This window comes from Nitrospira sp., from assembly GCA_029194665.1.
GTDB lineage: Bacteria > Nitrospirota > Nitrospiria > Nitrospirales > Nitrospiraceae > Nitrospira_D.
On record JARFXO010000005.1, the window covers coordinates 186773 to 199686 of the forward strand.

The 12914-nt window shown below is 56.5% G+C and carries 12 protein-coding genes; 7 read left to right on the plus strand and 5 right to left on the minus strand.

Annotation, left to right across the window (positions count from 1 at the left end; translation table 11 throughout):
- Nucleotides 1-225 precede the first annotated feature (225 nt).
- Complete coding sequence (locus P0119_16905) at nt 226-789, plus strand: hypothetical protein (protein ID MDF0667732.1); 564 nt, start codon at nt 226-228, stop codon at nt 787-789.
- A gap of 18 nt (nt 790-807) precedes the next feature.
- Here P0119_16905 and P0119_16910 read toward each other — a convergent pair whose 3' ends face one another.
- The 3 genes from P0119_16910 to P0119_16920 are packed head-to-tail and all read right to left on the minus strand — an operon-like array spanning nt 808 to nt 3920.
- Nucleotides 808-1830, minus strand: a complete 1023-nt coding sequence (locus P0119_16910; protein MDF0667733.1) for an NAD-dependent epimerase — start codon at nt 1828-1830, stop codon at nt 808-810.
- 24 nt (nt 1831-1854) lie between these two features.
- Entirely contained in the window at nt 1855-3486 is a 1632-nt protein-coding gene (locus P0119_16915; GenBank protein MDF0667734.1) for an MBL fold metallo-hydrolase, read from the minus strand.
- Complete coding sequence (locus P0119_16920; protein MDF0667735.1) at nt 3483-3920, minus strand: VOC family protein; 438 nt, start codon at nt 3918-3920, stop codon at nt 3483-3485. Before P0119_16920 ends, P0119_16915 begins: the two co-directional genes overlap by 4 nt.
- A gap of 136 nt (nt 3921-4056) precedes the next feature.
- Between P0119_16920 and P0119_16925 the strand changes: the two genes are divergently transcribed.
- The 4 genes from P0119_16925 to P0119_16940 all read left to right on the plus strand — a co-directional run bounded on the left by P0119_16925 (nt 4057) and on the right by P0119_16940 (nt 8648).
- On the plus strand, nt 4057-4869 hold the full coding sequence (locus P0119_16925; protein ID MDF0667736.1) for a uroporphyrinogen-III synthase: 813 nt from the start codon (nt 4057-4059) through the stop codon (nt 4867-4869).
- A gap of 369 nt (nt 4870-5238) precedes the next feature.
- Complete coding sequence (locus P0119_16930) at nt 5239-7074, plus strand: TIR domain-containing protein (GenBank protein ID MDF0667737.1); 1836 nt, start codon at nt 5239-5241, stop codon at nt 7072-7074.
- Nucleotides 7037-7654 carry a transposase gene (locus P0119_16935; protein MDF0667738.1) on the plus strand — a complete coding sequence of 206 codons (618 nt, stop codon included), beginning with the start codon at nt 7037-7039 and terminating at the stop codon, nt 7652-7654. Before P0119_16930 ends, P0119_16935 begins: the two co-directional genes overlap by 38 nt.
- Before the next feature lie 283 nt (nt 7655-7937).
- Nucleotides 7938-8648: a hypothetical protein gene (locus P0119_16940; protein MDF0667739.1), complete on the plus strand. Its 711-nt coding sequence runs from the start codon at nt 7938-7940 to the stop codon at nt 8646-8648.
- 595 nt (nt 8649-9243) lie between these two features.
- On the opposite strand, the gene P0119_16945 is transcribed toward P0119_16940, so the two are convergent.
- Nucleotides 9244-9534, minus strand: a complete 291-nt coding sequence (locus tag P0119_16945) for a hypothetical protein (GenBank protein MDF0667740.1) — start codon at nt 9532-9534, stop codon at nt 9244-9246.
- Between the two features lie 312 nt (nt 9535-9846).
- On the opposite strand from P0119_16945, the gene P0119_16950 reads away from it, so the two are divergent.
- Nucleotides 9847-10611 carry a ribonuclease H-like domain-containing protein gene (locus P0119_16950; GenBank protein MDF0667741.1) on the plus strand — a complete coding sequence of 255 codons (765 nt, stop codon included), beginning with the start codon at nt 9847-9849 and terminating at the stop codon, nt 10609-10611.
- Nucleotides 10612-10796: 185 nt separating this feature from the next.
- On the opposite strand, the gene P0119_16955 is transcribed toward P0119_16950, so the two are convergent.
- On the minus strand, nt 10797-11198 hold the full coding sequence (locus P0119_16955; protein MDF0667742.1) for a PEGA domain-containing protein: 402 nt from the start codon (nt 11196-11198) through the stop codon (nt 10797-10799).
- Nucleotides 11199-12051: 853 nt separating this feature from the next.
- Here P0119_16955 and P0119_16960 point away from each other — a divergent pair.
- Nucleotides 12052-12888, plus strand: a complete 837-nt coding sequence (locus tag P0119_16960; protein MDF0667743.1) for a hypothetical protein — start codon at nt 12052-12054, stop codon at nt 12886-12888.
- Nucleotides 12889-12914: the final 26 nt, after the last annotated feature.

Genomic DNA, 12914 nt, shown 5'->3' on the forward strand with positions numbered 1-12914 from the left:
AAAATGAGGGAGACGTCTGATCGCGCAGGGAGGATGTTGATCGAGCCACTGGAGTATGACGATGGAATGGACGCCGTCCTCCAAGCTGTTCCAGCATTTGTTTCCCCCCTAAAGGGGCATAGACCAAGGAATAAAGTATTGCGTAGGCTGTGGGCACAGTTTCATAGGAATGGTCATGAGTGTCTGGGCACTGAGTGCCCTCGTTACACGATCTGGAGGTGCCCCATGCGACCAACGCAGATGCTTCCCTTCTTCACTGCGATGCTTGCAGTCTTTTCCGCTGGTCCGGCATTCTCAGATGCCCAGCCTGGATCGGATACGACTTGGGAGTGTCCTCAAGCAGACGGCAGTTCCATGTTTACCAATAAAGAGAGGGCCGGTTGCCATGCCATGACACTCAAGCCGCTTTCTGTCGTGCCCGATTTGGAGAATATGCCGACGGCTCCCCGAGCGACAACAACCGCCGCTCCTCATTATGAAGTCCCGCCGTATCAGGATCGTGCTCCCGGCATGGGAGATCCGAATGTGCCGGATTGGGCGCGTGATTGGCACGCAAGCAACACGTCTTCTGGCTCAGCACAGCCTGAAGTGTGTTCGTTATACTCGGAATGGATGCAACTGGTGCAGAAGACCCGTGGAGGGATGTTCTTCGGATCTGACCCTTCCTATGGTGGAGATGTCACAGGGCGTGCTCAGCGAATGCCAAGCCATTCTTATTACGATAATGCGCGCTATGTCGCGCTGTCGAGACTCTTCGGTACGGGGTTCGTGCCTGTTGGCTGTTTCTAGATTTTCGGACTGGGCTCGTCAGACTCTATAGAACTCCCGATACCACTTCACGAAGCGAGGGATGCCCTCTTCGATTGATGTGGTCGGCTTGAATCCGACATCGCGAGTGAGATCGTCGATATCGGCGTAAGTCGCAGGGACGTCCCCCGGTTGCAACGGCATCAGTTTCTTCTCCGCCTGCTTTCCTAACGCCTGCTCCAGGACCTCGATGAAGTGCAGCAGTTCAACCGGCTGATGGTTGCCGATATTGTAGATTCGTGCCGGAGCCGAGCTGGTTCCCGGTGTCGGCCGATCCCCAGACCAGGTTGGATCAGCCGTGGCCGGGTGATCAAGCGTTCGGATGACCCCCTCGACAATATCGTCCACATAGGTGAAATCGCGTTTCATCCGGCCCTGGTTAAAGACTTCAATCGGTTTGCCCTCCAAGATGGCCTTCGTAAAGATGAAGAGGGCCATGTCAGGACGCCCCCAAGGCCCATAGACGGTAAAAAATCGAAGACCGGTGCAGGGCAGGTGATAGAGATGCGCGTAACAGTGCGCCATCAGTTCATTGGCCTTTTTGGTGGCGGCATACAGCGAAACCGGATGGTCTACGTTGTCATGGGTGGAGAACGGCATATGGGTATTCCCCCCATAGACAGAACTGGACGAGGCGTAGACCAAATGCTCGATGTTGTTCCGCCGGCAGCCTTCCAGAATGTTGATGAATCCCTCGATGTTGCTCTCGGTGTAGGCGTAAGGATTGACCAGTGAGTAGCGGACGCCTGCCTGGGCGGCGAGATGAACCACGCGCCCTATCGACTCACCGGCAAAGAGATCACGCATGCCTTGTTGATTGGAGAGATCGAGCTTGACGAAACGAAATCGATCGTGCGGCGTCAATTGGGCGAGCCTGGCCTGTTTCAATCGCACGTCATAGTAGGCGTTGATATTGTCCAGGCCGATCACCTGATCGCCACGGTCCAACAGACGCATGGCCACATGAAATCCGATGAACCCCGCTGCTCCTGTGACAAGAATCGGCAACTGCGTTCCAACCATGGCTCCTCCTCAAAGACAAATGGTCTATCGTCCCTTGCCCGCTTTCATGAAGGGGGGATCGCCGTGGTCCAACCGATATAGAGTCATCGGAGCGAGGGTTTCGCTTGCCGAATCGACCTCGATCAGCCCCCCACTCAGAACTCGATAGACATCGAAGGCGTGGGCACGATGATAGCGGCATCCCTGCGAAACAAGAAGGTCTTTCAACTTTTCAGGTTGTTCCCAATGAGCTGTCAAGAGAGCAGTTCTGCAGGGATTACGGCGGCTGAACATGAAAGACAGGTGATCTGGGTACCAGTCAGCTCCACCGGTGGCGTAGGACACAAACATTTGTGCGTGGGCAGCCGTGCACAACTCGGCGAGATAGGCGTTTGTGAGATAGCCGTTCTCTCCCACCTCCAGCCATTTGCCGGGATGGGAGAGAGCAGCATGGGCGGCATGGCTCCGGATTTCAAGCAACTGCTGTTGTGACGCGAAGACGAGCGGAATCGGTCCGTATTGTTCGACCAATTGCTGGATGACAGTATCCTTGAGAGCGGATCGTCCGTCGTTCGTCGGGCCGCTGTCCACATGGATCAGCACATTGTGCCCCCGATCCGAAATTAAATAGCAATTCCTGGGCATGCTCAAGTCGCAAGGGTCCTCTCCATAGAAGGGCACGGACACGACCGTGCCTCCTTCAAACGGCCAGGTTTCTCCATGAGCCAGCTCGATGATTCGGTCAAAACCCAGTTCTGTGAGGAGCGACCGATAGTCGAAGAACAGTCCTGTTCGATTCCGCCGACTGGGCACGATGATCGGCGTGTCTTTCGGCAAATGAAGCAGGGTGCGGGGATCGACGTGATCATCATGGTCGTGGGTCAGAAACACGGCGGCAGGTTTAGGGAATAGTCCGCTCCACACCGACGGCAACGGAGATTCAGCAAACCAAGGCAGAAACCAAGGGTCGAAGAGGAGTGTGGTGTCCCGCTGCCGGTAGAGGAGGGCGGCATGTCCGAGGTGCACGATATCTTGATCCTGCACGACGTCGTACCAATGTCGCAGGATGGAAGCCGTTGCTGAAACGGCCAAGCAACCATAATGCTGCAGCGTTTCAAGTAATCTCGTTAGCAGTCCCTGCGCATCGCGCGGCATGGCCGACAACGCAGAACGGAGATCGTCTACGGTATGAGTTCCGTCGAGCAGACCGAGAAATTTCCCTATGATGGGACCCAGCGGTCGTCCATTGAATCCGATGGGGATCGCCTGACGATTGATTGCATGAAAGATGCGAAGACCATCATTGGTTACGGTTGCGGATTTAGCTGAATCTGTCGGGAATTCCCACCGGAAGGCCCCATCCGCTCGCCGCCCGCAGTGAATGTGCTGTTTGAGGTATGGCCGCCCGTTGACCAGCTCCGCATAGGCATCCTCCAACCGTTGCCGGCGATCGGGATCGTCGAGCGGCGCCCGTTTTGAAAAGACATCGCTGATAGCAGTATCGATCGCACTGGAGAGGAGGCTGTGGGCCTCATGGAGGCAAGCGACGACTTCTGGGGCCACTCCGCCTACGAACGGGAAGGGTCCTGGTGCCTCCGCGCTCTCCAGCTGCACCCAGCACCAGGGGGCGAGTCTCAGGTAATGATTTTTGGGAAGACTGGTCCAGATTTGGTTCATGAGTCCGCACTGAACCGCAGCTTGCTGATCGCCGGTTCATACAGAGCCTGGACCAGATTGCCGTCGGGGTCGGCAAAATAGAATGAATAACTGCCGTCACGATGCTGCCTGGGTGCTTTGGCGATTCGTCCGCCCAGAGATTCGATCTTCGGCAAGATCTCTCGGTACATCTGATCGACGGCTTGCGGACTGTCGAGAATCACCCCAATGTGGTCGAGTAATTGGGCCTGTGTGGGTTGATATGAGGAGAGTTCATCTTTTGGAATTTGGTGAAGTGCCAGATTGTCGATGCCGGAGCTAAAATAAACGTTCTCGGGATCCGGCTCCCACACCGGCTGAAAGCCGAGTACCTGTTCATAGAATCTTCGTGATCGAGGAAGATCGAGAACACGCAGTGCCAAATGGCGAAGACCTCGATGGAGTGGAGCGGTCATACTAGGCAACCTGTTCGTTGATCTGACTGAGATATGCATAGTAGGGAGACTAACTGCAAGCCGTCAACGGAAAATCAGCTCCCGCTCCAGGATCAACAGCTATGGTACGATCATTGCCACCATGACATTCGACGGCATGACAATCGCTGCGTTCGAAAGCCGGATGGCGACAGAGATCAGCCGGCTGATCGAGCGTTACGGCGGGCGGCCGCTCGTGGCTCCTGTTCTACGAGAAATCCCGCTGGAGGGCAATTCTGCAGTGCAGGAGTTCGGGGTCCGGCTCATGGCCGGGCGGATTGATCAGCTTATTCTCCTGACTGGTATCGGCACAACGATGCTGTTTGACCTGCTCAAGACCCGCTATGCCTGGTCGTCCATCGTCGCAGTGCTCAAAGGCACCGCGATCATCGCACGAGGACCGAAACCGGTCGCGGCTCTCAAGGCCGTCGGTCTTCGACAGACGGTGACGGTGCCGGAACCGAATACGTGGGTCGATCTGGTTTCAGCTCTGGATCAGTATCGCTCTGTGAAGGGACTGCGGGTTGCCGTTCAGGAATATGGAGTCTCCAATCCTGATCTCGTGAAAGCGCTGGAACAGCGAGGTGCGGAAGTGTTCCCAGTTCCCATCTATAAATGGGCCCTGCCCGAGGACCTTGGACCAGTTCGTCATGCACTTGATGAAATCATCGCCGGGCGAGTCGCTGTGATCCTGATCACCAACGCCGCACAGGTCGATCATGTCATGCAGGTGCTGGAGCAAGATGGAAAAGTGGAACGATTTCGATCGGCGCTAGAGAAGCTGGTTGTCGCCGCAATCGGTCCCACTGCCAGCGAACGGTTGTGCCACTATGGTTGGCAGGTCGATTTTGAACCCTCGCATCCGAAGATGGGAATCTTGGTGAAAGAAGTATCAGAGCAGGCTTCGAGCATGATCGATCGGAGGCGATAGAGTAAAACCTCTGGAAGTTTGCTGAACACTTGTCTGGCGTCTTCACAGCCGAACAAGCCTGCTTCCGTAACCGCTCTTACTTATGGTATCTATGCGGATACATGGCGTATCTGAAATGGATATCACCGGATGGCGAGCACCCCTCATCATCGGTTACGTCACTTCACTAAGCGCTGCTCCAGTTATTCGCTGAACAGCAACTTCACGATTGCACAGGCACATGGGCGGAGTTGCCCTCTGCTAGCATTCTCATTGCTCACGTTGGGAAAACCGTTGGGTCAATGAACAACTCATTCACCAGTACGGCGTGAAAGGCATTCACTGCGGGGTGTGCTCGCTATAGCTCCATCGCAGATGATGACACCGGGCATGGCTGATCGATCCTCGACTCAGTTCGATGTCTTTCTCAGCTACCACTGGCGTGACCGAGAGCCGGTTGAGCGCATCGCGCGATCCCTCCGAGATCGGGGCCTCAAGCCATTCCTCGACCGCTGGTACCTCGTGCCAGGTCGACCGGGGCCACAGGCGCTGGAACAGACGCTGGTTTCGTGCCGGGCAGTCGCCGTGTGCATTGGCCCCGGAGACATGGGACCATGGCAGACGCGGGAATCAAACTTTGCGCTGGATCGGCAGGGGCGCAACGCGGACTTTCCTGTCATCCCCGTCTTGCTGCCGGGCTCGGATCCGGTGCTTGGCTTCCTTAGCCAGAATACCTGGGTCGATTTGCGCCAGGGCACGGATGATCCGGGGTTGCTTTCGCTGCTTGCCGGAGCGATCCGAGGTGAAGCGCCCGGACCGGATCTTGCCGAACGTCTCAGAGTCACCCGTGCGACCCTCTGTCCTTACCGCGGCCTTCTCTATTTTCGAGAAGAGGATGCCCCGTTCTTTTTTGGGCGGATGGCCGCAATCCGAAATCTCCATGAGGCCATCCGGCAGCAGCGGTTCATCGCCGTCGTAGGGGCATCGGGCTCCGGCAAGTCGTCGGTCGTGAGAGCCGGCCTCGTCCCGCAGCTACGTCAGGAGAAAGACACGACCTGGGACGTCGCGACCCTGTTTCCCGGCGATGAACCGCTGAAGGCTCTTGCGCGATCGGTGTCTCCGCTCCTTGAGCCGGAAACGATGGATGAAACCGATCGCTTGTTGAAGATCAACAAGCTCGCGGACGCCTTCGCGAAGCAAGAAGTCAGCCTGCACGACGTCGGCCGGCGCATCTTGGACAAACAAGCGGGAACGAATCGGTTGTTGCTCGTCATCGATCAAGCCGAGGAACTCTATACGGTCGCGAAAGATGATCACACCCGCCGCCGGTTCATCGATGAAATGCTCGATGCCAGCGAGCGAGGCTCATGGACCGCGATGCTCACACTTCGCGGGGACTTTGTCGGAAAGGCGCTGTCCTATCGCCCGCTCTCCGACCGACTGCAGGGCGCGCAGGTCAATGTGGGACCGATGACGCGAGCCGAATTGGAGCAGGCCATCACGTCCCCGGCCCGACGCGTCGAACTGTCATTTGCCGCCGGTCTTGTGACAAGGATCCTGGACGACGTCGGTGATGAACCGGGCCATCTGCCCCTGCTCGAGTTCGTGCTCAAACGCTTGTGGGAGGACCGCCAGGGCTCGGAACTATCGCACCAGGCTTACGAGGCCATGGGTGGGTTGCAGGGCGCCGTGGCGAAGAAGGCCGAAGAGGTCTTTAACAAGCTCACTCTCCCGGAACAAGAAGCGGTCAAACGCGTCTTCCTTCAAGTGGTCCGAGCGGGCGAAACCGGTGAGGACACCCGCCGCAGAGCGGCGCTCTCAGAAATCGGTTCGGCCGCTATGGCTGTCGTCAAGAAACTCGCAGACGAGCGACTCTTGGTGACCAATCGCGCGGTGGCCGGAGAAGAGACCGTCGAAGTCAGTCACGAAGCGCTGATCCGCCAGTGGCAACGGCTGCAAGGATGGCTGAATGAGGATCGTGAATTTCTGCTGTGGCGGGAGCGGCTGAGAGGGCGTGTGAACGAATGGCAGCACAATACACAGGACGAAGGCACGCTGCTCCGAGGAGCGTTACTGGAAATGGGAAAAGGGGACATTCTACTTTTCAGTAGACCAGCCCTGCGTCCGCTGCTAGTTTGCTGGCATGCCTCGCACCACTCGCGCCTCGGTAGGGGGTCTCTGCTACCACGTGATCAATCGTGGGAACGCCCGCGCGGAGGTGTTTAGGAAAGCCGAAGACTATGCGGCGTTTCGCGACCTGCTCGCGGAGGCGGTAGACCGCGTGCGAATGCGGGTGCTGGCCTATTGCCTGATGCCGAATCATTTTCACCTGGCGCTCTGGCCCCGGAGCGATGGCGATCTCAGCCGCTTTATGCAATGGCTGTTGACGGCGCAGGTGCGACGCTATCATCGGCACTATCAATCGAGCGGCCATGTCTGGCAGGGCCGCTTCAAGGCCTTTCCCATCCAACAGGATGAGCATCTCCTGGCGGTACTGCGGTACATCGAGCGCAATCCGTTGCGGGCTGGGCTGGTCGCGCGGGCAGAGGATTGGCTGTGGTCCAGTCTGCGGGGACGGGGAGGCAAGGAGGCGTGGCTGCAGGTGATGCCCGTGCCGGAACCAAAGGACTGGGTGAACTGGGTTAATGCACCGATGATGGACGCAGAGGTGGAGGCGCTCCGACACAGTGTGAACCGCGGGACACCGTTTGGGAGTGTGGGCTGGGTACAGCGGACCGCGCGGCGGCTGGGGCTGGAAGCAACTGTCAATCCCCGCGGGCGCCCACGGACGCGCAATGAAAAGTAGAATGTCCCCTTTTCCGAGCTGAAAGCGATGGCTACCCGCCAGTATGAGCAAATAGCCAAGAGAGGTCAGCTGACCCTACTGCCGAGCCGTCCGAGCTCGGGCACCCCGTAGCCTTACACTCTTCGACGATCAGACGATCATACAACCTCAGACCGTCAGCGATCCACCGCACAAGGTTCCACCCGAGTTTCTGCTCCCCTCCGGCCTTTGACAAGCGTGCCATACTTCGGTGTAATGAGAGCTGATCGAAGAGGATTGAACGTTTCTTGATCGGACGGAACGGATGTCGATGCTTGCCCGTGTTGTAAAGGTGCTTGCGTGGATGTGGTTTTTTGCAGCCTGTTCTGTGATCCTGGCTGCTTCTGCGTCCCCTTGGTACCGAGGAGGATTCGATGCCCTTTGGGAGCTGGTTAGCCCACATCTTGTCATAAACGGTGTTTTTGTAGGTCTGACATTCGCCCCAGCCTTGTTTCTGGCGACGTTAGCGAGAGGTATCCATGAGGAACATCGAGGCAAGATACTGGGTTCAGCCGCCGCGCTCTTGGTCACGGTGACCGCTCTGACACTGATCGTCCTAGTGCCCGTCAAGCTCGCGAAGAACGAAGCGCAACAGGCTCGGCAGACCGGGAAGGCCAGAGAATACGAGGCGCAGTCGATCCGCGTGAAAGACCAGAGCGCGACGCTGTATCAGTACAACGACGATTTCACACGACCCTCGTCAGGCCCAGTGGGAACTGCGGGGATACCGGAATCGATTCAGATCGGTGACGCGATCACAGTCAATGGCCACACGCTTCGCGCCCAGCACATTCTCGTAAAAGAAATTCTGTCCGATATCGATTATGATGGGCACGCACTCGGCAAGGCAGGGGAGACTCAATGTGTCATTGTCGAATCGCTCAAGAATCTACCGGACGCCGCTCAAAGCGACAGGGGCGACCGTCTATGGATTGTGGTCGAGAAGTGCGTTCCAACCGCCGCTGCAACCCGATAGCCCGGCCTGCACCCTCATGTCTTCGCGGTTCCGCGATGGCTGGCCCACGTCATCGTTTCAGATCAGCTCACTGAGTATTTGCCCAATTGGTCAGGGACTCGTGAACTTCATCTCTATTACGGCGAGAAGGAAGTTTCGTTCGATGATTCGAGGCTCTTTGCCTTTGGCGAGGGACTCGCCAGGCACGAACGATTTATTGCCCGAGAAGCGACGATGTGGGGAGTAGGGATGGCAGAAGCCAAGCAACTTTGCGACGAGCTTGGTCTTGGGGATCTCCTGAGGCGTATGCAGTCAGGGTTGATGCAGGTAGTCGGCGAGACGGGATGGCGATTGTCTCACGGTGAGCGGAGCCGCCTGTACCTTGCACGCGCCTTGCTCAAAAATAGGCCGAGCTGGTGGTTCTCGACGAAAGTTTTGCGGCACTGGACCCGGAAACGCTTACCCAATGTCTCCGATGCGTCCTGTCGCGGGCACCTACCCTCGTTGTCATTGCCCATCTGTAGGGGGCTATCCATATATCGAGCGTCAGACGAACTGCGCGTTACAAAAGCTCTTTACTCATAGGATGTAGTCGCGATCGCGACGGTGAGCCGGGCTAACGATTTCCACTCTGGAGCTGAACAGCGCTCACGCCATATGGGCTGAAGAAGGCCAGCACCTTGTCACCAACCTTAAACTGAGCACCGAGCCGAGTTTGTTGCGTGAGGTTCAGAATATGGAGCTGCCCTTTGTCGTCTCGAATGACCATCGTTCCGGGAACACCGGCTGTCATGGAGACAACTTCTCCTTGAACGGGCGGAAGAGCAAGAACGGAATCGGGCAGACTGACTATGCTCATGACCAGAAAAATGAGAGCGCCCAGTACTCTCAGGACAGGCCGGTCCATGGCCATCTTTCCTTTCTTCATGGGGGACGGTTCGCACATGAGCAGCCTGAGTGTATGCGAGATCGACTCGGTGCTGTCTCCGATCAGTGTACCAGTATGTCCGTCACTTATGCACACGATAGCGGGGGATTTCCTGTGCAGGTGGACCACGAACTGAGCGAGCGATGCAGTGGTTTCTCGTGGTACTGCCGTTGGCGGAGTTCTATGAGCACTCGTACATGCCGAACAGGTTGCAAGCGAACGCAGTGGTCTGTTTTTCAATTTCGACTTATGGGCGTTGAAATCGTCTCATGGATTTGTGATAGATGAAGCATGATCACATCCACCTTCTGCTTGCTTCCAGGGATAGGACGCACCACGGAACGGCGACTGTGGCGGGAAGGGATGACCACGTGGTCGGATTTCCTCAGCGCTCCCTCCATTCGGGGTATCAGCGCAGGCCGGAAATCGCTGTATGACGACGGCATCTCGGAAGCTCAAGCACATTATACGCGAGACGATGCACGCTACTTCGGCGTAGTCCTGCCACAGCGGGAGCAGTGGCGGCTCTACGAATGGCTTCGCGAGCGGGCGGTGTATCTGGACATTGAAACCGATTCGTTCTCACAGATCACCGTCGTAGGGTGCTACGGTCGTGGCCGGTTCACCTCATTCGTTCGTGGCGAGTCGCTGAATTCCAGGCAGCTTGTGAGTGAATTGTCGCAGTACGACTTACTGGTGACGTTTTGCGGAACGACGTTCGATGTGCCGATGTTGCTCTCGCAGTATCCGGGTCTCCCCCTAGACCAACCACATCTCGACCTCTGTTTTATGGGTCGGCAGCTCGGGTATCGAGGCGGACTCAAGGCTATTGAAACGCAATTGGAGATTACTCGCGCCTCTGATCTGCAGGGCTTGAACGGCCATGATGCGGTGCTGCTCTGGAATCGATGGCGACAAGGGCATGATGAGGAAGCCAGAGCACAGCTGCTCGGTTACAATGAAGCGGATTGCGTGAATCTGGAGCGGCTGGCCGATACCTTCTATTGTGAGATGGTCCGCCGGTTAGAAATAGATACCCAGTCAACAGTTGGATAATGGAACAGGTTATTGGATCTGTGAAGTTCCCGGTAGGCCCTCGCAGCTGTCCTAATCTCTCATCCGTTCAATGGCTCGACCGATTTCCTCTTCCAGAAGGCATAGATTGGCGCGTAACGTGGCTGCGCAAGAATCTGTCCCGGGTACTTGACGAGCTCGTCCCTCCTTCTGCCCAGCATTGAGATTTACTTCTCTGGCTCCAGGATAATCCCATACTTGTCAGGATCGTGTTTCCAGGCACCGGATGATACCAGGCCGATTAATGGGATGAGAAGAAAACAACCACCGATGACATCGAGGAGCCCTATCGAGCTCAGTGAGCGGGATGTCGTGCGATATTGCGTTTGATACCCGGTCTTTCGCACTTCTATTAAAAGATTATCGCCCCGATGAGCTTCAAACTGAACCGGTGTTTGACCAACCGGTTGCCCTCCAGCAAGTACCTTCGCTCCTTCGGGGGACGAAGTCACCTGTATAGTCTGCATCGACGGAGCGGCAAAGGAACAGCCGGTGAAAGTAACGAGCGCTAACAACGCAATGGCTCGGCGACAGACAGCCCACAAGCGCCGTTCATTCTCCATTTTCATAAACCTCCCTATCGACGAATTGCCTAACAAAGCCCTCGGATCACTTGGTTGCTTCACCAAGCTACTGCATACATGAGCTCCAGTAAACACGTTTCTTACATCTCGTGCAGGCAGCTTGGTGTCCATGTTACTTCCTCTGAAGCGCTCCGCACATCACCTAGTCGTCACGCTTTTTGTAAGGCGTTTGTAACGGCGGTTTTCAGCCTGGAACTTCGGCTTGTTCAGTGTGGCCTTGCCATGATTGTGGAATGGATTGCGATATGCGCGGTTACAAGAGTGCCGTGACTGGTATTTGGCGCTGAAGTACCTTCCCTATCGGTTCGGTTTGGATCCTTGAAAATCACTCCGGTGCCTGTTCTTGTTTTTGCGGGGCGATAGATACGCCCGTACGCCGTCCCCTGCAATCATCCCTCAATAACCTGCCGTCATCAAGGCGAACACAACCGCCGCTATTACGACAATCGCGATAGCGATCAACATGAGCGGAGGATGGGCACCGAACATTCCAGGCATGGGCCACCTACTCGTTTAGGGTATGGTTCAGCCTAGCCTTTATGCTTGCCGCCTGTCCAGTAGCAGACCCGAGCAACTGTCTGGCGATCAGAAAAAGGGGTTGCACGGTTCAAGATTCGACCTCATTCTTCTCTGCTACGAACATCGCCGGCTCAACCTCATCACGCTGCCCCCGTTCCTCACCACACTCTCGGAATTGTCTGGGCAGCTGGAGGCTTTCAGTAGAAGGGGTGACTCTTGTCATACCTTCAGACCTCCGGCGGACAAGAAGTTGTTGAGTCTACCTCTTTTCTCCGCTCGCAAGTCTCCGTTATAATCCGCGTTGCTTACTGGAACATCTATGACTACCACCAAGACTGAATATAGGGAACGACTTCGCCGGTTGGCCGAAGTGATGCTCGCCGTGTCGGGCGAATCGGTCACGGTGATGAAGCGCAATGCGCCGGAGCAGGCGCTGAAGCTCAAGCGTCAGGAGGAGTGGGGCGTCTATCTGGAATTCCTCAAGATCATGTTCAATCTCACGGACCGTCTGGTGGCTCTGCATATTCCGCTCAAGGACCAGATGGAATTCATGAACGGCCTGGAAGATGCGGTGACTCAACAGTTGAAGTGCGCGCTGGAGCCGGCATTTGGAAACAATGCGGATCAGATGGAAATCGTGCTGACGATCGGTACAACCGTCGCAGACAGCCGGCAGACCTATGAGAGATATAAGTTTCTGATCTCCGAAGACTCCAAGACCAAGAACGAAATGTTCCGCGAGTTCGGTGACAAAGTGGCTGACGCCCTCGGCGCAGCCGGCAATGCGCAACTCAGCTCCGCGGCGACGCTCTGTGCCAGTGCCGTCGTGCCGGCCCTCAGCTCGATACTGCAGGGACAGGTTCCTCCCTCTCAGGAAGCATCACAGACCGCGCCTCTCGCCGTTGGAACCTCAACCGAACAGAAACAATCGACCGGCCAAGAGATCAAACTCGTCAGCATGATGTCGAGCGTGACAGGTGAAGAAGTCGAGACACGTTGGGGACTCCACCCACGGTTCCGTGAGGACCTCACCCCCTCCGAACTCCAGCAACTCACCAAACTCTTGAACAGAGTCGCAAAAATCGTTGGCGAACGGTATGCCGCCGTGGCATTCTCCAGAGACTGGGCTTCGTGGCATAAGGCAGGCCACGCCTGACCCAGCCGGTGATCGCCCGCCGTTGC

Bases quoted from the DNA above. Each gene is read 5' to 3' on its own strand.
- P0119_16945 (MDF0667740.1), bottom strand. From the start codon at position 9,534: ATGGACCGGCCTGTCCTGAGAGTACTGGGCGCTCTCATTTTTCTGGTC.
- P0119_16955 (MDF0667742.1), bottom strand. From the start codon at position 11,198: ATGAAAATGGAGAATGAACGGCGCTTGTGGGCTGTCTGTCGCCGAGCC.
- P0119_16950 (MDF0667741.1), top strand. From the start codon at position 9,847: ATGATCACATCCACCTTCTGCTTGCTTCCAGGGATAGGACGCACCACG.
- P0119_16925 (MDF0667736.1), top strand. From the start codon at position 4,057: ATGACAATCGCTGCGTTCGAAAGCCGGATGGCGACAGAGATCAGCCGG.
- P0119_16930 (MDF0667737.1), top strand. From the start codon at position 5,239: ATGGCTGATCGATCCTCGACTCAGTTCGATGTCTTTCTCAGCTACCAC.
- P0119_16910 (MDF0667733.1), bottom strand. From the start codon at position 1,830: ATGGTTGGAACGCAGTTGCCGATTCTTGTCACAGGAGCAGCGGGGTTC.
- P0119_16940 (MDF0667739.1), top strand. From the start codon at position 7,938: ATGTCGATGCTTGCCCGTGTTGTAAAGGTGCTTGCGTGGATGTGGTTT.
- P0119_16960 (MDF0667743.1), top strand. From the start codon at position 12,052: ATGACTACCACCAAGACTGAATATAGGGAACGACTTCGCCGGTTGGCC.
- P0119_16915 (MDF0667734.1), bottom strand. From the start codon at position 3,486: ATGAACCAAATCTGGACCAGTCTTCCCAAAAATCATTACCTGAGACTC.
- P0119_16905 (MDF0667732.1), top strand. From the start codon at position 226: ATGCGACCAACGCAGATGCTTCCCTTCTTCACTGCGATGCTTGCAGTC.
- P0119_16920 (MDF0667735.1), bottom strand. From the start codon at position 3,920: ATGACCGCTCCACTCCATCGAGGTCTTCGCCATTTGGCACTGCGTGTT.